This window comes from Shewanella sp. NKUCC01_JLK, assembly GCF_019345615.1.
Classification (GTDB): Bacteria; Pseudomonadota; Gammaproteobacteria; order Enterobacterales; family Shewanellaceae; genus Shewanella; species Shewanella oncorhynchi.
This window is the reverse complement of record NZ_JAHKRD010000015.1, coordinates 1-19,778: the sequence shown is the minus strand read 5'-3', so window position 1 is coordinate 19,778 and position 19,778 is coordinate 1. Positions and strand designations below refer to the sequence as shown.

Annotated in this window: 14 protein-coding genes and 4 pseudogenes; 3 read left to right on the top strand and 15 right to left on the bottom strand. The window is 39.7% G+C overall.

Features of this window, described 5'->3' with window-relative positions:
• Positions 1–118: 118 nt before the first annotated feature.
• The gene (locus tag KO537_RS16200; protein WP_173248245.1) at positions 119–2,482 is read right to left on the bottom strand and encodes a Tex family protein; all 2,364 of its coding nucleotides are present in this window, start codon (positions 2,480–2,482) and stop codon (positions 119–121) included.
• A gap of 162 nt (positions 2,483–2,644) precedes the next feature.
• Entirely contained in the window at positions 2,645–3,148 is a 504-nt protein-coding gene (greB, locus tag KO537_RS16195; protein WP_105250662.1) for a transcription elongation factor GreB, read from the bottom strand.
• 359 nt (positions 3,149–3,507) lie between these two features.
• On the opposite strand from greB, the pseudogene KO537_RS16190 reads away from it, so the two are divergent.
• Positions 3,508–3,941: pseudogene (locus KO537_RS16190) on the top strand (transposase); the annotation flags it as partial.
• 232 nt (positions 3,942–4,173) lie between these two features.
• Here KO537_RS16190 and KO537_RS16185 read toward each other — a convergent pair.
• Positions 4,174–5,373 (bottom strand): cytotoxic necrotizing factor Rho-activating domain-containing protein, encoded by a 1,200-nt coding sequence (locus tag KO537_RS16185; RefSeq protein WP_173248247.1) that lies wholly within the window; start codon positions 5,371–5,373, stop codon positions 4,174–4,176.
• A gap of 848 nt (positions 5,374–6,221) precedes the next feature.
• Here KO537_RS16185 and KO537_RS16180 point away from each other — a divergent pair.
• Positions 6,222–7,154 (top strand): SGNH/GDSL hydrolase family protein, encoded by a 933-nt coding sequence (locus KO537_RS16180; protein WP_251071131.1) that lies wholly within the window; start codon positions 6,222–6,224, stop codon positions 7,152–7,154.
• A gap of 282 nt (positions 7,155–7,436) precedes the next feature.
• Here the strand turns inward: KO537_RS16180 and KO537_RS23185 are convergent.
• Positions 7,437–7,544, bottom strand: a pseudogene (locus KO537_RS23185) (transposase); the annotation flags it as partial.
• A 22-nt stretch (positions 7,545–7,566) separates the two neighbouring features.
• A complete protein-coding gene (locus tag KO537_RS16175) occupies positions 7,567–8,487 on the bottom strand; it encodes a LysR substrate-binding domain-containing protein (RefSeq protein WP_219234905.1) in 921 nt (306 codons plus the stop codon).
• A 1,149-nt stretch (positions 8,488–9,636) separates the two neighbouring features.
• Here KO537_RS16175 and KO537_RS16170 point away from each other — a divergent pair.
• Positions 9,637–10,185 (top strand): winged helix-turn-helix domain-containing protein, encoded by a 549-nt coding sequence (locus KO537_RS16170; RefSeq protein ID WP_173248254.1) that lies wholly within the window; start codon positions 9,637–9,639, stop codon positions 10,183–10,185.
• Positions 10,186–10,726: 541 nt separating this feature from the next.
• Here KO537_RS16170 and tnpA read toward each other — a convergent pair.
• The 10 genes and pseudogenes from tnpA to KO537_RS16120 all read right to left on the bottom strand — a co-directional run.
• Positions 10,727–11,164: pseudogene (gene tnpA, locus KO537_RS16165) on the bottom strand (IS200/IS605 family transposase).
• Positions 11,165–11,401: 237 nt separating this feature from the next.
• Positions 11,402–11,620: a FliM/FliN family flagellar motor switch protein gene (locus tag KO537_RS16160; RefSeq protein ID WP_242068362.1), complete on the bottom strand. Its 219-nt coding sequence runs from the start codon at positions 11,618–11,620 to the stop codon at positions 11,402–11,404.
• Positions 11,621–12,274, bottom strand: coding sequence for a hypothetical protein (locus KO537_RS16155; RefSeq protein WP_219234903.1), 654 nt, complete (start codon positions 12,272–12,274; stop codon positions 11,621–11,623).
• Between the two features lie 13 nt (positions 12,275–12,287).
• The gene (locus KO537_RS16150; protein ID WP_219234901.1) at positions 12,288–13,292 is read right to left on the bottom strand and encodes a hypothetical protein; all 1,005 of its coding nucleotides are present in this window, start codon (positions 13,290–13,292) and stop codon (positions 12,288–12,290) included.
• Positions 13,279–13,674, bottom strand: coding sequence for a hypothetical protein (locus KO537_RS16145; RefSeq protein WP_251071130.1), 396 nt, complete (start codon positions 13,672–13,674; stop codon positions 13,279–13,281). The genes KO537_RS16150 and KO537_RS16145 overlap by 14 nt, the downstream gene beginning before the upstream one ends.
• Positions 13,664–14,506 (bottom strand): OmpA family protein, encoded by an 843-nt coding sequence (locus tag KO537_RS16140; protein ID WP_219235006.1) that lies wholly within the window; start codon positions 14,504–14,506, stop codon positions 13,664–13,666. Before KO537_RS16140 ends, KO537_RS16145 begins: the two co-directional genes overlap by 11 nt.
• The gene (locus KO537_RS16135) at positions 14,499–15,545 is read right to left on the bottom strand and encodes an EscU/YscU/HrcU family type III secretion system export apparatus switch protein (protein WP_168827156.1); all 1,047 of its coding nucleotides are present in this window, start codon (positions 15,543–15,545) and stop codon (positions 14,499–14,501) included. Before KO537_RS16135 ends, KO537_RS16140 begins: the two co-directional genes overlap by 8 nt.
• Positions 15,546–15,549: 4 nt before the next feature.
• Positions 15,550–17,433 (bottom strand): FHIPEP family type III secretion protein, encoded by a 1,884-nt coding sequence (locus KO537_RS16130; protein WP_173248262.1) that lies wholly within the window; start codon positions 17,431–17,433, stop codon positions 15,550–15,552.
• Positions 17,430–18,029, bottom strand: coding sequence for a hypothetical protein (locus tag KO537_RS16125; protein ID WP_219234899.1), 600 nt, complete (start codon positions 18,027–18,029; stop codon positions 17,430–17,432). Before KO537_RS16125 ends, KO537_RS16130 begins: the two co-directional genes overlap by 4 nt.
• Positions 18,030–18,166: 137 nt before the next feature.
• Positions 18,167–19,778, bottom strand: a pseudogene (locus KO537_RS16120) (hypothetical protein); the annotation flags it as partial.

The window sequence follows — 19,778 nt, the reverse complement described above, 5'->3', positions numbered from 1 at the left end:
TTGCATTAAATGCCGACTTTATATTCCCTAAGACGACATTTATGCAACAATTTTGTGAGTAACAGGTTAAAAAGTCGACTCGGACATGACGTATGTCCGAGTATTAACATTACAGCGTCTACTTTTTCAGCTTAGCGAAGGCATCAGCAAAGGCATTGCCCATGGCCGCGTTTGCTGGCGCTTTAGGTGCTTGCTTTTGCGCAGGACGCGCAGCCGGTTTCGCTGACTGCGGTGTTTTACCATGATTAGTTCTGGCAGGATTGTGCGGTCTTTGCTGCGGCTTGCTTTGGTCGATAGCTTCATCCAAACGCATGCTCAAACCGATGCGGCGGCGCTCAACGTCAACTTCCATCACTTTGACTTTCACCACATCTCCCGCTTTCACCACAGTGTGCGGGTCGCTGATGAACTTGTCGGTTAGAGAAGAGATATGCACGAGTCCATCTTGATGTACGCCAATATCAACGAAGGCACCAAAATTAGTCACGTTGGTCACTACGCCTTCGAGTACCATTTCAGGTTTCAGATGTTTAAGTTCTTCAACACCATCTTTAAACTTGGCGGTTTTGAACTCACCGCGGGGATCGCGTCCTGGCTTATCCAGTTCTGCTAAAATATCCGTCACCGTCGGCAAGCCAAATTCCGCCGTAATAAACTCTTCAGCCTTGATGCTGCGCAGCAAATCAGAGTTACCCATCAGGCTCGCCAACTCCACTTGCTTAGTCTTAGCGATAGTTTCCACTAGCGAATAAGCCTCTGGATGCACAGACGAGGCATCGAGTGGATTGTCCCCTTCTCGAATACGCAAAAAGCCCGCCGCTTGCTCGTAGGCTTTAGGCCCTAAACGCGGTACTTTCAGCAGCTCTTTACGATTCTTAAACTGACCATTGGCATCGCGATAATCGACCACATTTTTCGCTAACGTCTTATTTAAACCAGCCACTTGTGACAATAACGGCACTGAGGCCATGTTGAGATCTACACCCACGCCGTTTACACAATCTTCCACCACGGCTTCCAGCGAACCCGATAATTGGCTTTGACTCACATCGTGTTGATATTGACCGACACCGATAGACTTAGGCTCAATCTTCACCAACTCGGCTAATGGATCTTGCAAGCGGCGGGCGATAGACACAGCGCCACGAATCGACACATCAAGATCAGGAAACTCCAACGCCGCCAATTCCGATGCAGAATACACAGACGCACCCGCCTCACTGACCATCACTTTGGTCAAATGTGGATGGGTATCTTTCACTTCGGCAATCAGCTCAGCGGCCAGCTTGTCAGTTTCCCGTGATGCAGTGCCGTTACCAATCGCAATCAGCTCAACCTTATGCATTTTGACTAAGTTAGCCAAAGTACGGATCGACTTTTCCCACAGATTTTGCGGTGCGTGTGGGAAAATAGTCGCATGGCACAACAACTTACCTGTGTTATCGACCACAGCGACTTTAACACCGGTACGTAAACCAGGATCGAGTCCCATGGTGGCTTTCGCGCCCGCAGGAGCGGCCATCAATAAATCACCTAGATTACGGGCGAAAACTTTAATCGCTTCGGCTTCAGCGCGTTCGCGCATTTGCGAAATAAACTCAGTTTCCATCTGCAGGGCAATCTTAATACGCCATGTCGCCGTCACCACAGTTTTCAACCATTGATCAACGCTGCTATCACCTAATTTCAGCCCTAAATGATCACAGATAATCACTTCGCAGTAACTACCTTGGCCCGCTTCAGCGGCTGGATCGGCATTCATAGATAAGGTTAAGAAACCTTCATTACGCCCACGCAGCATAGCCAGTGCACGGTGTGATGGGATCTTAGCTAACTGTTCTGTATGCTCAAAATAATCGCGGAACTTCGCGCCTTCTTTCTCTTTTCCTGCAATTAAACGGCTTTCTAACACACTGTTTTGGCTTAAATGCTCACGCACTTTACGCAGTAATTCAGCGTCTTCGGCGTAGCGCTCCATCAGAATATAACGCGCGCCCTCGAGCACAGCTTTAACATCGGCAAAACCCGCTTCGCTATTGATATAGCCTGCCGCTGTAGTCTCGACATCTACGCTACGATCAGCCAGTAATGCATCGGCTAATGGCTCAAGCCCAGCCTCAATAGCGATTTGGCCCTTAGTACGACGCTTAGGTTTGAAGGGCAGGTATAAATCTTCGAGACGTGTCTTACTGTCTGCCTCGTCAATCGCCCATTGTAATTCTGGCGTTAACTTACCCTGAGCTTGGATGCTAGACAGGATCACTTGGCGTCTGTCGTTCAGCTCACGCAGGTAACCTAAACGCGTGTACAAGGTACGCAGTTGTGTATCGTCTAAACCGCCCGTGGCTTCTTTACGGTAGCGGGCAACGAAGGGAACTGTCGCACCATCGTCGAGCAGAGTGATGGTTGCGGCAACTTGTTGCTCACGAACATTCAGTTCTTGAGCGATAATCAGAGCGATGTTATGTGCATTAGTTTGCATAAATAAAGTGTCGTGCCTAACTGTAAAGTAAGTCGTTATTGCGCCAAAGATACCACAGGCGCCCCGTATGTTTCATGCTAAAGCCTAGGTCAAATCAGAGAGTTTGATCTTTCCCGCAATCCCGTGACTACCGCCGCTATTTTAACAGCGGCAACTCTGTGGTTAATTCGCCTCGCTGGCGAGAGTAGTTTCAAAAGGGGTATAACGGATCTGATTGATATACCACTCTTTTGGACCCGATGGCGTTTGCACTAGCACCTCATCATCCACTTGCTTGCCGATTAAGGCACGCGCCATGGGCGAGTCGATGGTGATATAGCCTAATTTTGTATCGAGCTCATCTTTACCGACGATCCGATAACGCACTCGATCACCTGCTTCATTTTCAAGCTCAAACCAAGCGCCAAAGAATATTTTGCCTTCCTGCTGCGGCGAGTAATCGACGATTTTTAACTCTTCAAGCCGCTTAACTAAGTATCTGACTCGGCCATCAATTTGTCTTAACAAACGCTTGTTGTAGGTGTAATCCGCGTTTTCACTTCGGTCTCCCTGCGCCGCGGCCTCTTGGACTTTAAGGGTGATTTGCGGCCGATATTCCTTCCACAAATACTTCAATTCTTTATCTAAAGTTTGCCAACCCTGTCGGGTGATCAAATGCGCTTTCATACTCATTACTCAATCGTTGGATTAAACGACCACAATTGATGCGGGATAATATATTAGACTGATGATACTCAGACTGGACGCTAAAGTTAACTCACTAAATCATCTCTGTGCATAATGGCTTTTAAATCACCTCTTTTACTGATACCAATTTAGTAACCATTTCAGCTTCGATCGACTGATACATTACTGTTTTCTATCAATATCAATCCAATAAATACAATAGCTGTATTGCCCATCATTAAGCTGGCGGTTATTGCTGGTCAGCTTGAGCTATAAAAGAGCTTTGTTTCCTAAATCGATTGAACTAAAACACTGCCTGCTGATCTGATCAGCATAATCCACTTTCTTCACTATCAATCGTGCCAAAACCTCACGACAAAACCACTCACTGGAAACGCTATAACCAAGCCTTGATAAACCGTGGTTTGCTTACCTTCTGGATTGATGAAGAGGCTATCGCAATGTGGAAAACGAAAACTGAGCATTGCAATAAAGGCGTCCCCGCTTGTTTAGTGACCTTAGCTATTACCACCGGATGGTTAAACATGTTTTCTCTATGCCGTTGCGAGCCCTGCAAGGCCTTATCAATTCAGTGCTTAAACTAGGCGACATCCAACTATCTTGCTCTCATTACACCTATATCATCAAGCGAGCAAAAAGCGTAAATATCGCCTTCAAAACCAAGACAAGAAGCACCATTGAACACTTTGCTATCCACTCGACGGACTTGAAAATCGATGGAGAAGGCGAGTGGAAAATTAAAAAGCATGGGACAGATGGGAAGCGCCGAGTGTAGCGTAAACTGTAGATACGTATAGCCACGCAATTTAGCCGTGAGCTTTCAGAAACTTTATAGTTCAAAGAAAAAACCAACGACCGCTAGTTATAATTTAACCTAATAAATGACTTTTTAAAAAATTAACAATTTTCTTAATAACATTTTCAGCAGCTAATAGTTTTTTCCAACTGATTAGCTGCTTAATTAGTTAATATAATAGAGCAAAATTAGCCAATTAACGAGAAAACTATTTGTCAGTAAATAATGCGAACATCGAATGTTGCAATGATCGTGTTTCAAAGCTACCGCTATCTATACCAAGATCATCTCCTAATACATTCACACTGATTTTACCTTTATTTTTACTAACTAAAGCCATGGCATTTCCTACACGGGGTTCATCTCGCTGTGGTCCCATATTATAATCAAAGCAGTTTACATTGGGTTGGCTCATGACTGACTCTCCGTGACCACAATAAATAAAAGCAGATTGGTCAAAATGGTTTGATAAATAACTTACTAACTCTTGGTTATTAGTGCATGATAACGTATTTGATGTGCCATTAGCTAAAAAATCAGCACTTTGTGCAATCGATTCCGCACCTTTCTCGGCTGTAATCCAATGTTCTTTTTCATTTGGGCGTTGACCAGCATGGAAAGCAAATAACTTATTCGATTTAGTGGCAAACACAACTGAGCAACCCGACAAACTCCTACAATGAACTAAAATAGGCTGGCCCTCTTTGACTTGATTTAAATCAAATGAGATACCAAAAGTACCTTTATTGCCATTATCAATAGCGAGAATGTGCAAGTTTTTATCAAATAATGCTTGATGAAAATACTGCCCAATTGGGCTCCCTGGAATTATTTCTTCCGGTGCGATATGCTCGCCAGTGTAATATCCTAACCCAGCTTTACTTTCAAGAGTATCCGAAGATACATGTTTACCATCCTTATCATTTTGAATATGAGTAATAGGAAAAGGCAAGTATTCGTATTTTTTATGACAACCAATAATCCCCTTACCGATTAAGGGTGACAATTGACCTTTAAGAACAGTTTGCTTGTCCGATAATAGGCTGTGTAACGATAAGTCTGCAGACTTGAAGTGATTTCGTAGCGGGTCATTTTTCCATTGAGCACTTGCTTCTTCAGTTGAACCTTTTTTAACTTCAATAGTTAAGCCTCGCTTACTTAACATTTTGTTCTTACCAGAGCTATTATCAAATAAAGATTTAATTTTAGTCAGTACGGTTGCAGACTTGATTGATTTGTTATTTTTAATAAAGTTAGAATAAGTTTTATTTTTTGTTAAATTTTTCTTCTCTTGTTCAGTCAACGGACGAACAGAAACCAATTGAATCGGTGACGCATTATCGCTATTTTTTAAATTCGGCGTCAATAAGTCATAAGAGTTAGCTTTACTAAATATATTCATGCGCATGTCAAGTTTTCCACTGAGTTAAAAAATGAGCATATTCGATATCAGTATATTTCCTTAATGAAAAAATATAATATTTCATCAATTTTAATTATCAAAAACTATTTAAGAGAACTAACGTGAATAAACATGAATAAATATTATCACTCCTCCTTCACTAAGCAGGATTGATAGACTTAAACTTTAGCCACAGAAAACACGTTTGAAAAAAATAAAAATTAGTAAATACAATGCATAGGTGGTGACTATAAATGGCTAATGCCGCTACCTCACCTTTAAAATACTCACCATGTAAAGGTGAGCTATATCGGTAAATTGTTATAAACAGTCCATCAGCCCGAAATTGAGTCTGCGGGATTACAACAGTCAGGTTTAAAAGTGATGAACAAGTCATAAGGCTAGCTATGCCCTTAGCACAGGAAACAAGGTAGGAATGGGGTCACTGGAGAGTGATTTAAGTAATAAGCCCTCTTGGATAGAAAAATATTTTCAAGCCAATACAGTATGATCGTCTAGAAACCATATAGATACAGACCTCAAGCTCTAATTCAATAATCATCAGAGTATTTCATTATTTTTATGGTGTACATCTGTCTAATAAGTCTGATAGTCATAAAACCGACAGATAACCAATAGGAAATATCCCTATGCCATTTCGCATAGTTCAAGGAACAATATTCGTACCACTTAATACGAACACCCAACACCGCAATCCTACAATCTCAATAAAACATGTTCGGCCACTATTAGCATCATCCCAATCTCCACACTCACGACTAAAGTATCAGCACCATAATAGTGTGGTGAAGGGACCTGTATCGACACAGGATACGATTGATGGACCCACTCAGATGACAGACTTCAGCCACCGTTTATTTGAAGTCGCAGTAAATGATCACCAAGAGCGTCAACAAAGGCTTTCTAATATATTAACCCCTCATGATCACGCATCACTGAATCATATTAAACGTTTGGTCGTGATAGGAGATAGTCTATCGGATTCAGAAGGCCGAATGAAATCAAAAACCTTGGGAATAATGCTTTCCTCTAAACAATATCACGCTGGACGTTTTACCAATGGTTTCGTATGGCCAGATTTTATATCTTCACCTGCCTATTTGAATAAAGAACTGGTAAATTATGCCGAAGGTGGTGCTGTAGCAGCTAAATATTCCAAGTTAAATCCCACCTTCTGGTTTATTTCCAACATGGAACGTCAAATTAAAAAACATGATTTTAAATCTGATGACTTAGTCATACTCGCTCTGGGCAGCAACGATTATATGACGTTCGATAAGAAAGACACTCAAAAAGTGGTACACTGTTACGAGAAACAAATCACTAAATTAGTGGGAAATAAAAAAATAAAAAACATCTTAGTTACAGGGATTCCAGACTTCACGAAGACAGCCTATGCCCAAAAACAAGACGAAGCATATCGCACCAGTAATAGTGCTCTCGCCAGTGAACATAATGCTAGCCTAAGCCAAAAAATAGCAGAACTCGCGGAGCGATATAAGGCCGAAGGAGTAAATATCCAGTTTTTCGATTTCGATAATCAATTTACTGAATTACTAGATAAAGCTGATAAGGTAGGTTATGACACTCACACAGCAAATAGTGTCGGTTATGTGGATATCTTTGGCACGAGTAAAGCTTTTGATCCTGCACATCGGCATGTATTTCATGATGAAGTTCATCCAAGCCAAGAGGTACACCAAATGTTAGCATCTCGAATGAGCGATTATATTATCTATAAATTTGGAAAATTAACCGATAATTAAAAATTATCAATTACATAAGATTTTATTGCGTCCATATTAATTAGACGCAATAATTTAATCCTATTATAGAACAACAAAAAATCTAGCCCCCATGTTAAAAAAAACAATATTATGTGCGTTCGAGCGATAGTTCCCGAAGTCGATTTAATAAGAAATACTAAAAGTAGTTAAATACATAATAGAGGTAGAAATTGAGCTAATTCTTTCATAAATAACGTATTTAAGTTGCGCCAACTCATTGCCTAAAGGTTGGCGGTTTAAAATAGTTTTGGTGTCAGTTTTTTAAAAGTGCTGACAGCTTGTCGTAAAATGCCGCCGTCGTTTTTTTAAGTGTTCACAGTAATAGGTGAGTTCTTGCAGAGCCGTCACCACAGGGCTATAAAATATCTTAATCTAGATTTACCCTAATAAATTAGCTATGCGATTTTATGAAATAAAAATATGCAAAGCGAATTTCATTAACGAGATTCAATGCAGCTGGAGTTAATTTTTTGTTACGAGGAAAAATCAAGCTATAATGGCCCTCAGGAAGCTTATCCTTAATTGGAATAATAGATATCAAGTCTTTGTGATGTGGAGCTAAAAACATAGGTCTAGGACCAACAAACAAATAGTCCTCATTTAATACAAGTTTCCGAGCGATAGCACTTGAATCACCAAAAATTACCGAACCACAAGATTTGACTCCATTAGGAAAAATAACTATTTCTAAATCGCTATAATATCCATGACTTGCAGCTGGAATATACCATTTTGCAGCCTGTAGTTCAGCTAGTGAAGTACTATTAGCAAGAGGATGTCCTTTGCGAGCTACGACCGAAAAACTACACGATGTCAACCTCTCTTCAACAAACTCATTAAGCATTAAATCGGAAGATACAACGCCAATAAAAAAATCTAGCTTCCCCATACGTAAAGAGCTTAGTAATTCAGAAAGCTGCCCTTCAATAATAGTAATCCGAGTGGAATTATGGCGTTCTTGGAACTTTTTAATAACATCAGGAACAATACTAGTAGCTGGGAAATGAGAGCAACCAAAAGCTATTTTTCCATCTGATAATTTCTCAATTTGTCGTAATTCATCAACTGCTCTCTCTAACTCATTCAGGATTAAATTCATTCTAGGCTCAAACATCATGCCGGCTTTAGTTAATACAGTGCTATTCATCCCTCTGTCTAACAAGGTAACACCCAGCGTCTTTTCAAGCTCCTGGATACTTCTCGTCAATGTCGACTGTGTCTGATGAAGCATTTGTGCAGCAGCACTAATATTTCCATGTTGAATAATAGCCCTAAGATTTCTAAGTTGATTTAGTTTCGGCAACGCTTTCATTCTATCTCCTTCAATATAATGGACTTTCTTTTTTACTACATTTCCATACGCAGGATAGCTGTAGATAGGATCACTCTGAGTAATAACTGGAACTTAAAAGCAATACCTCCATTGGCAAAACAACACTCAATTAATAATAGTAATAATTCTTGTTTAAGATAAGGGTATTTGCTACTACGTCGTGACTTATTAAAATTTGGCTTCAGCATACAACGACTTAGTATCGCAGACATTCCTAGTTTTAGCCCATGAGACCTAATGTGTACTGCAACCTCATTCGACTTATAGCAGAAAATATTATCAGATAAAAACCTCTTGACTGTAGGAAGGTGTGTTGGCATAGATCAATCACTGCAATGACTTTTTTAACAACCTCAAGGTCATTTTTGACAAATAATACAACAATATAATTACCAGAAAACCATCAAAAAAAACAGTGAGTTATGAAAATCAACTTCGCAAGTTAAAGGGCAAAAGAACAAAAAATTCATAGCCATGAAAAAAATATAGTTTTTTTTTTAAGCAAGTCTCGCTAGTATGCCTCTCCGTTATTGAGCACTTGACGCATAGTTTTGTTGTTTAGTACATATTAAAATCATAAATATCAATTCGATATACTTGCAGTTTTACCAAAAACTATCATGACACAACTGGGAAATGTGAAAATTTTTTCCAGAAAATCACGAAAATATCAAAAAACAACAATTACAAAAAAATATAAATTACTAACTTACTTACAAGGCGGTGTTTTTCGATTGATGCATAGTTTAACTATTGAAGTAAATTAAACTTGATCAACAACAATATTTGAAATGACCGAACAAGGAATAACACAGAAATCAAGTGCTGAGGGCAATACAAAGTTATCTCCTAAACTTAATAAAATGACTAATTTTTAATTTATAAAACACAATATAGCAACATGAGTCACTAGCGATGAATAAATTGCTGCACCGCATAAATAGACTAAAGACTGCTTTTGACAGTAATGAGCACGGCAAGCAAATGACACAGCAAAAAGCTGTCAAACAAACTAGTCTAATAACCAAGAAAAAATCATTAAATACCTTATTCATAAAACGAATAGGGTCCATTTATCATACTTAACACTAGACTTATATCAAACGAGTGAACTTAAGAGGGCAAAAAATGACAAGAAACTATGTGTTGGGAAATCAGTTAATATTTGATGTACTTAAAAGACAGATTAGTACACAAGAAAATACAGTGAAGATAGGTGGTCGCGAGGCAGTAATCTTAAAGTTACTATGTGATAATTTTAATAGTGTTGTGGATAAGGAATATATTCAAGAAAAAGTTTGGGGGAAAGTATTTGTAAGCGAAACATCCTTGACAAAAGCTATTTCAAATTTGCGAAAAACCCTTACCCAATTCGACAACTTAGCTTGCGAAATCAAAACAATTTCAAAAGAAGGTTATGTACTTATTTTAGATGAAAGTACCACGGACATTCAAATTCCCGATAAAAAAGATATAATTGACATCAAAAGTATCGAACAAGGAAATAAAGCTTTAAACAATCACGGCATGATTTCATCTTTCATAGAGAAAACGGAAATGATGCGAGAAAATTTGTCTATTAAGCATGTATATTTTTTCTTAGTATGCTTAATTTCTTCACTACTTGCATCGATGTTTACCGTTGTAGCTATTGTTACCATAAATAAAATATTTTAATAACTATAACAGCTGTTTTTGGTTTGAATATCTCATTATATATTATAAGCATGTAAAAATGAGCTGTAAATATATTCCATAAAAATCAAAATACACTTGCATTATATAGCCAAGGCATTGGCTAATGATATTATACAAGTCAATAAATCTAGCTCAGATATAGTGATGAAGAGTGAATAGCTACGCATTAACTCTACAGAAATAAGTTCTCCACAGACATCTGCAAGTAAAATACATAATTAGAATAGAGTATTTACACTTTAGAATAGGAGGTAGTACCTTACTAAAAAATCTATCAGCCTAATTATTTGCAATAAACACGTCTATCTAATTAACCTCGCATCTACTCAAATCTGATTAGATTTTTTCATAGTGCTTTATATCTAAATAAGTTAACTATTAATCAACACTTGCTTGCATAATATAGAAACTCTTAATGCCAATCAATATAGTTAGCAGAAAAAATCTTACTAATAAGTAAAGAATCCGCCTTCTTAGAAGGCGGCTTTGACTTGCCCCTGGAAGGGGCTATTCCAAGAACCTACATCATCTGCAACGACAATTTAGCCTCATGTTCCTGATCTTGTTTATCTTGGTGGCGTACATATCGTCTAATAATTTCTTCATTAACACCTACTGTATCTACAAAATAACCTCTGGCCCAAAAGCTATTGCCCCATAGCTTTTTACGTACATGAGGGAATTTATTGAATAGCCTTATCGCACTTCTTCCTTTTAATACTCCCATCAACGTTTATACTGACAGCTTCGGCGGGATTATGACTACCAAGTGAACGTGGTCTATCTGAACGTTTAATTCTAAAACCTCACAACTCTTCATATTGCAAAGGATATAAATTGACCTGTATAACTCCTCACCAAGGTTTCATTTTAAAATTTTAAAACGGTACTTCGGAGTCCAAACAATATGATATTTGCAACGCCAATAAACATGTGATGAACTTCTATAATCGCCCATGCTTTTCGTTTCCTCTTACTTGTGGTGAATAAGAAGTCTCTTTTAGCATGGGCGTAATTCAGGCTATAGCCTCAAGGAACAATCACCACCGCCAGAGGCGGTGGTTTTAGGATGACAATAAAATATAAAGGCACAAGATATCCTCTGATATACATGCGCCACAAACATATAGATTTAACCAATAGATAAATCGTTATATTAATTTAACTATTACAGGTTTTAACTTGAAAATACAAATTAATTCACGATGTTATTAACTTGTTCAATAGAAACATAAAACTGGTCATCTACTTTTATTAATGAGCCTGTTGCTATCAGTTCATTACCACTTTTTAATAATACTTCAGATTGAACAAAGTCGTTTACTGGCTTAATTTGACTTGTTTGTAAATGATTAAGTTCATCCAATGTCATAGTGCAATTTGCAATAACAACATCTATCGCGATGCGCATCATTTAGCCTCCCTGAGAAATAGAAATAATTGAGCGACGGACATCACGGATCTCTTCTTGAGCAGAGGTAATTTCTGTCATCGTATTTTTAAACTTTTGTTGCTCAGTATCTAAATCGACTTGGATGGTGTCACAATATGCTGTCATAGTTGCATTCATAGATTGGAGTTGATCATAAGTTACGTTCTTAGTGCTCCAATCAGTACCCGCGATCTCTCCAACGCCCTTAGAATTACCAAGTTTAGTTTTAATGATGTTATCTATTTTACTCAACAAATTCGCTGCAGATCCTTCAACGTCGGCACTGCCATTATTTAACCTAGTGCTTTTATCATCACCAGGTTTAGTGTTCGGTAATCTATCACTCATAATTAACCCCCATAGGCGGTTAATTTCGGCAATGGCCTCTGACTTTAATGAAATATTGTCAGCTTTAGCTTCAGCACTTTTTGTCTGTTCTGAAATATATTTTGAAAGAATTGTATCAATCAGACTCAACGGGTCTCGATTGCCCGCTGAAAATAAATAATTTGAAGATGATGCTTTAACCGCTTTAGTCGCTATGGGAAGCTGGTTCAAGGCCAATTCGAGCGCCATAGCCTCGGACTCAGGAGTGGGAATAGCACTGGTCATAGATCTAGCTTGAATATCTAGCATTTCAGTTTTCCTATTATGATTGAATAAAATATACGCGTGTTTGATTGCGGTCTTTAAAAATGACCTTATTACGTGAAATAGACTGAATCACACCTAGAAGTGGTACATTACTACCAACCCAATATCGATACTTGTCGTCATATATATACCCTCTTGATGTCGATGAGTAAAAGATTGAATATGGAAAGTTGGCATTATCAATAACTTGAGTGCTATCATTCCGAACTGAAACAGATGGGATAATATCCTGTAGCCCATTAGCTCTTAGCACAATTGCAGCTTTGGCGTTATCATTGACAAACCAAGTATCATTTATCTTATTAAACGACAAACCATATTCACCTAACACAGCCATAACTCGATTATCAGTTTCAAAGGTCTCAACCTGGATTTGATCACGATCGACTTTATTTATTACCTTATAACTAACAGGCTGCTTCGAATCGCTTGAGACTAATTCCACAACAGGTTGTGAGAGAATTTGCAAATTATTTGCTTCAACAATCTCAGCATTTGCTTGCAAAGCCTCAGGCAACAACAAAAAGGAGGCGCTATTGGGCACCTTAAGCTTGCCATTCTTGACGTAACTACCATTGAGTTGAGTTAAGTGTTCTGCAATTTGCGTGTACTGGTTAGCTTGATATACCATCCACATACCTAGACCCAATCCAGCATTAAGCAACAAAGTTAACATAATGAGTGCTTGATATTTTCGAGCTAGATAGCTTAACCATTGTGGTTTACGTTTACCTTCTTGATAAACAAAAAAGGCTATGCCTCTTAAGCGATAGATACGGCCTGACTTCAGTTTTTTTAATCGGTCGTTTTTTCTTGTTCCTCTAATACAGATGATATTTTTATCATTGCAAAAGTCCCAACGAGTACTTACAGGCAAAATTTCTGGAACATAAAGCGTTTCTGCATCTATATCTTTATTTGACCCTGTAATAACTAGTTTTGGTTCGACTGGTAATATTACGCCATGCAGGTGGCCATCAACGAATTCAACTAACCACATGCAAGTTCAACTCTTTTCTCAATATATTTGCAATACTCACAGTATCACTCAACGCTTTTAATAAACCTTGAGGATGGTCCGGTAAAGGCATATTACGCACATAGAAATAATCATTCGACTTAAACTTAGCAATATATCCACCCGATGTTAATGAAAAATTAGCATTTATCTTTAACGCAGTATCTGCAGGGAAATGCTCAATATCGAGTTCAACCATAATCAAGATAGTGTTGGCAAGGCCAACGCGAGCACCATCTTCAATGCGGCAGCTTACATCACCAAAATGACATAATAATGCTTGGTGTTCATCTAGCGATAGGCTTGAAGCTTGCACTAAGTGGGTAAATTCCATTATAAATAAGGTAAATTTTTTATTTTTCATCGTAATTAAACTTCATCTCAATCATAAAGCGGCGCTGAGTAATACGCTGTTCAGCAGTAGGTAAACCATTTTCAACACTACCGCGTAAAAAAATGGGCGTATCTCTCATACCTTCAGTTTGTAAAAAGTATTTCACGCTTTTAGCGCGCGCATCAGCTAGATGTCGATTACTCTCATAAGCTCCTGATGAATCAGCAATGCCATAAACCAATATGCTTTCTATTGGCTTTCCACGCAGATCTTCAATCATGCGAACCAACATATTTCTACCATCTGGTGTCAGAACTGATTCATTCACCATAAATAGCTCATTAAATACTAAACGTACGTGTTTAGACTGAGTACGACAAATATCGAATCTATTATCTAATGCGCATGATGATTGATCGTCTACTATCCAATATTTCCCATCGTCCGAACTCCAACGATCACCTGCTATAGATCGACCCGTATCAGCGGCAGTTGAACGGTCACTGCCAGAAACTTTATTACCCTTCACTACATTAATAAGATTTGAATAGAGCCAATAGTCACCTTGACAACTGCTTACCTCGCTTAACGCATAGGTATGTAAATTAGCGAGATATAGCCGACTTGGATGAGAAGGCGTAGAAACTTCAATACATGTCGTCTGATGTGGTGAACCATCTACATATTCAGGTATTCTCTTTACCCAATAACGTAGATGATCTACATCATCAATCTCAGAAAACAGTAAATTATAAATATCTTGTTTCCATTCATGATCCCATATTATTGAATCATCTTTCACATTCTGGGCACATGAAGTGAGTCCAACTATCACCCCTATCCAAAGCCAATTTCTAAACATTTTTTGCACTTTCCTGCTTATTTAATTCTAAGAGAATAAAAGCGATATGGCGGTAAAACTCTTTAGGAATATAGTCTTCACCAGTACGCATACTTTTATAGAATGCCCTTGCAAGCCCTATATGTTCCAAAATCGGAATATTAAGCGCCTCTAATCTACGGCGTTCATCCAATGCAAATGATTCAGTTGTAATCTTGAGCACGACAGGGACTTTATCTATCATGCAGTCATAGCAAATAGGCACTAAGATATGCGTAGGATTTGCAATAGCAAAAGTTGGTGTACGCCCTTTAGTCATTGGCGCATCCATGACTTCTCGCATTTGCCGTTTGCGTTCAGACTTCATTTCTGGCGAGCCTTCAGTTTCTTTCATTTCATTTTTCATTTCAGTAAACGTCATACGGTTTTTATGATTAAAGTGATAACTCTCAGCCATAAAATCTACACAACCTAAACTTACGCCATAAACAAAAAACAATAAGGAAACCAAACCCACATACAGCATTAGATTATAAATAAAGTATGACACATTGTTTATTTGTGCCAACCTAGTCAATTCTGCGCCACCAATATCAAAAACATATTTAAGCAAAAACAACAAAAACGTTAACTCTAGCACCTTACGTAATGAACGGGATATTGCCTCAATGCCAAATATATTTTTAGCCCCCGTAACTGGGCTAATCTTTTCCATTTTAAGACCTAATGACTCAGTATTAATAACATTCTTATTTAGCATTACCCAACTAATAGCTGCCATGACGAGCTTAATCATTAGCAGTATGAATATACCCCACGCAATCACACTGTAAATAATGTCTAAGCCTGTCTGTATATCTGCATATAACATTACCTCAAACCAATCATTTGACGAATCAAAAATAAAATAAACTGTACCAATAAATATCACTGCAAATACCACTAACTCCATAGTCGGTTCTGCTAGTTCAGTTTTTGGAAACTGACCTTTTTTTCTTAACTCCCGAAGCTTCTTCTCCGTTGGCGGATATTTTTTGGGTTCAGTTGATTCGTTTGACATAAATTTAGATCAAAACTTGTAGTGGTTCGGAACTCACAACACAACTTGGATCAGCTATATCACCATGGCTACATACTGAAATAGTTGATACCACCTGCTGGAAGAAAGATTTAACCGAATTAATTTCATTATCGTTCACAACTAAAGTCGGCTTACTTCCATATAGTGAGGTCATTCGCAGAACTTCCTGGCGTAATGCTGACTGAAGCTCAATTAGGCTATCTAAATCCTCACTCTCCCCCATGACAAAGGTTTCAATGCACTCGGTTAGTTCAGAACTCAACAGCGCAACATAGATTTTTCCCTCAGAATTCATTAAACGTGAGGTGATTTCATATCTTGCTTGATTTCGAATCCGATTGAGCCAATTTTTAGACTCATTATCGATACGAGACCAATAAATTAATGCCTCAAAGAAAGTCACCCTATCGAGATAAAACTCGCGAGCACGGATCATTTCTTTAATCACATCATGGACACGGTTCAAACCAAGTGCCGAGTCGATTTCGTTTTTAATCACTTCACTTTGGCTTGCAAGTCCTTCAATAATATTGCTGGTGTATTGAAGATTATACTTTTCAACTAAGCATTTCCGTAAAAAATATTGCACAATCGTAGCGATATTTTGGGTGGCAGCATCGCTAACAAAAATTTCGTCCCCAAGTACTTCGATTAGCTCTGCAGACTCATCATGTGAGAAGCTATAAATACGAATACCCGAAATATGAACTTCTATATCAACAGTAAGTTGCTCATCTACTGTGATAATAGGGGCGCCGAGGGCTTGGCCCCAAAGTGCTTTTTCAATCTGTACAAGACTAGTTTCTACTAGGGTGCAATGCTGAGGTTCCCTTAGCACAAATGTAAGAGATTCATATAGTCCACTGCCGGCAATGCCTGTATTTACGACAGTTTTTGGCTTGCCTTGCACTCGCCACAGTAAGAACGCTGACAGCGTACATAAGATAAATAACGTCATACACACATAGAACAGACTTGGACTGAGTAGACCGAGTAGTAAAATCAAGGCTCCAATAACTAACAGGCTTTTCCAAAAACGGCTAACCTGCTTTGCCATCTGCCCCATAAATGAACTAGATTCTTCATCCCCTTTAATACGCGTGAGATACACACCGCAAGCGATTGATAACAATAAGCTGGGGATCTGCGAGACAAGACCATCACCTATCGTCAGTACAGAGAATCGGCTAACACTTTCAGATAGCGAGAGATCAAACTGATTAACCCCCACATAAATGCCACCAAACAGGTTAACCAAGCTGATCAAAATACCAGCAATAGCATCACCTTTGACGAATTTCATTGCCCCATCGAGCGAACCAAATAGCCGATTTTCGGTGCTTAAATCAGAGCGTAACTTTTGTGCTTGTTCACCTGTAATAAGACCGCTTTTTAAATCGCCGTCAATCGTCATTTGTCTACCAGGTAAGGCATCCAGAGAGAATCTGGCCCCCACTTCCGCGACCCTTTCGCCACCTTTGGTAACAACTAAAAATTGCACTATGGTGATAATGATAAAGATGAGTAACCCTGAAATAAGGTTCCCTCCCATCACAAACTCCCCCACAGTTTCAATCACATTACCTACATCTTCATTCGCAATAATGTTTCGGGTCGTTGCGATAGACAATAACAAGCGAAAGGTCGTCAATAACAATACGACCGTTGGTAAAAATGTCACCATTAGAGGTTGATCATTCTCAAGCATGATAACCAGCAGCAACACTGAACTAATAAAACTAATTAAAATAAACAGATCGATCACCACTCCGGGAAGGGTGAACAAAATAATAGTTGGCAACGCAAATGCGATAATCACACTGCTGGGATTAAACTTGATAGGAAACCGACGAAGACGCTTAATCATACCGTCTCCAAGCTAGTCCGTAGTGCTTCAACAATCGACTGAGTTTCTATGCTAATAATCTTGTCGTCATTCTCTATCGTCAGCACGGCGAATCCATTGACATAGGTATGCTCTACAGACAAATGTCTTGCCTGATCGTCTATTTCAGCATGGAGTAAGTCCACAAGATGTCCGATTAAATACTCATTAAGACTCAGTTCTGTTAAACGCAATTTTACGGTTTCAGCGAGTCGGTTTTTCAATTCATCTTTCAACAAACTAAGACTTTGATACTGTTCTTCAACAATATCGACAAGCTGTTGATTGGCTTCGTCAAACCAACGCTCTTGATTAACCTGAAATTCTTCTTCTATCTCATTATATAAATTATTAGCGTGAAGATTGAGCGCCTGCTCTTTCTCCTCGATCAGTTGCACCACTTGCTCTTCAAGCATTTGCTGGTATTGCTCGACTCTCTCTTCTAAAGCAGATAATAACGACTTAGCCTCGTTATAAATAAGAAGATCAGACTTCTTTATTACGTTTGAGTGACGCTCTTTCTTCTTAAATGCAATCTGTGGAACTAATCGATGCAATGAATTGATTTCTATATACAAGACATACCTCATTCTGGTTTAGAATTTAAGCTTACTAAATCCTTAAATCTCACTACAAAAGAAAAAAAAAGATTAAACCTGAACTCTTATGATTTAATCTTTTCAATTGATGGAGAGTCTGGAGGTTAGCTATTGATTCAAGGCGCTAAAACCAGATTACTTCGAACAACCGGAGAGGTAACAATCAGTTTTCCACTGGCAGTCCCAAGTAAATATGAGCGTCCGGTCGACACTAGATCCAACCCTGAAATTTGCTGGTAATCAGATTTATTCATTCGATTAACGGGATTTAACTGCGACTTAATCTCGGCCCGATCCCTTAAATTATTTAATTTACCGGCAAAATGATTTTGTCCCCGCATACTGGTAGCCCCTTGAGTCAACAGGACCTTCGAATTCAAACTTTTCAAATACTGACCTAAATCTTGTTTTCGCCACTCTTCAAATTCAGCAGAATCTTTTTTACCTCGTAAAGACTCAGGTATAGGTCGCCAAGATCCCATTAACGTGCCAGCCTCTGGACGATCTAAGAACTTAGGTACCCTATGTTGAATATGTCCCCCCGCTCGGCCTACTATGCGCGATTCGATCTTACCTAGGTCAAGTTGTGGTTTAGCAGTACTTTTTTGACTCTCAGCGGCAATAACAGGACCAGCTGTCTCAGTCGACACTGGGGTTAATGTATTAACTAACGTTGCAACAACACCAACTTCACCATCAGTCACATCCGTCATCGATGGCGAACCGTTGCCCGTTGCAGCTGAGGTTGTACCGCTGCCATTACCAGCCGCGGGACCACGAGGATGAGCTGTCGCTGCACTCGGCACTGCATCTGGGGTTGTCCCCAAATTACGTCTAGGTCCTTGGGTGTAATTACTGCCAGTTTGTGCACCCTGACTCAGACTCACCGGGGTGGGACTACTCACCTCCCATTTACGGCCGGTGTATCCTTGTGCAGCATTCGCCTCAGGCACTTCTGTTGCAGGGGTGTCTTCCGTAGGCACGCCATCCGTCTGTGACATTGAAGGCGTGTTTGTGGTCTTCGTCGCAACAGGCGGACGAGCCGATGTCCCCGCATTCGTCGGTGTTTCTGCGACGGCTGTCGGAACATCGGTTTGAATCCCATCATCTGTTACATCCGCCACCGATGGCGAACCGTTGCCCATCACTGGTGGGGTTGTTCCGCTGCCATTGCCAGCCGCGGGACCACCGGGATGACCAGTCGCTGCATCTGGGATTGTCCCAAGATTATGTCTAGGTCCTTGGGTATAATTGCTGCCCGTTTGCGCACCCTGACTCAGATTTACTGGTGTAGAACTACTCACCTCCCATTTACGGCCGGTGTATCCTTGCGCAGCATTCGCCTCAGGCACTTCTGTCGCAGGGGTGTCTTCCGTAGGCACGCCATCCGTCTGTGACGTTACTGGCGTGTTTGTGGTCTTCGCCGCGACAGGCGGACGAGCTGGTGTACCCGCATTCGTCGGTGTTTCTGCGACGGCTGTCGGAACATCGGTTTGAGTGCCATCATCTGTCATCGATGGCGAACCATTACCCGTTGCAGGAACAGGACCACGAGGATGACCAGTCGCTGCATCTGGGATTGTCCCAAGATTATGTCTAGGTCCTTGGGTGTAATTGCTGCCCGTTTGCGCACCCTGACTCAGATTCACAGGTGTTGAACTACTCACCTCCCATTTACGGCCAGTGTATCCTTGTGCAGCATTCGCCTCAGGCACCACTGTCGCAGGG

Excerpts from the sequence above, each read along its gene's own strand:
- KO537_RS16160 (WP_242068362.1), bottom strand. The coding sequence starts at position 11,620 with ATGATGCGCATCGCGATAGATGTTGTTATTGCAAATTGCACTATGACA.
- KO537_RS16145 (WP_251071130.1), bottom strand. The coding sequence starts at position 13,674 with ATGAAAAATAAAAAATTTACCTTATTTATAATGGAATTTACCCACTTA.
- KO537_RS16140 (WP_219235006.1), bottom strand. The coding sequence starts at position 14,506 with ATGTTTAGAAATTGGCTTTGGATAGGGGTGATAGTTGGACTCACTTCA.
- KO537_RS16170 (WP_173248254.1), top strand. The coding sequence starts at position 9,637 with ATGACAAGAAACTATGTGTTGGGAAATCAGTTAATATTTGATGTACTT.
- KO537_RS16135 (WP_168827156.1), bottom strand. The coding sequence starts at position 15,545 with ATGTCAAACGAATCAACTGAACCCAAAAAATATCCGCCAACGGAGAAG.
- KO537_RS16180 (WP_251071131.1), top strand. The coding sequence starts at position 6,222 with ATGACAGACTTCAGCCACCGTTTATTTGAAGTCGCAGTAAATGATCAC.
- KO537_RS16185 (WP_173248247.1), bottom strand. The coding sequence starts at position 5,373 with ATGCGCATGAATATATTTAGTAAAGCTAACTCTTATGACTTATTGACG.
- KO537_RS16150 (WP_219234901.1), bottom strand. The coding sequence starts at position 13,292 with ATGTGGTTAGTTGAATTCGTTGATGGCCACCTGCATGGCGTAATATTA.
- greB (WP_105250662.1), bottom strand. The coding sequence starts at position 3,148 with ATGAAAGCGCATTTGATCACCCGACAGGGTTGGCAAACTTTAGATAAA.
- KO537_RS16130 (WP_173248262.1), bottom strand. The coding sequence starts at position 17,433 with ATGATTAAGCGTCTTCGTCGGTTTCCTATCAAGTTTAATCCCAGCAGT.
- KO537_RS16175 (WP_219234905.1), bottom strand. The coding sequence starts at position 8,487 with ATGAAAGCGTTGCCGAAACTAAATCAACTTAGAAATCTTAGGGCTATT.
- KO537_RS16200 (WP_173248245.1), bottom strand. The coding sequence starts at position 2,482 with ATGCAAACTAATGCACATAACATCGCTCTGATTATCGCTCAAGAACTG.
- KO537_RS16155 (WP_219234903.1), bottom strand. The coding sequence starts at position 12,274 with ATGCTAGATATTCAAGCTAGATCTATGACCAGTGCTATTCCCACTCCT.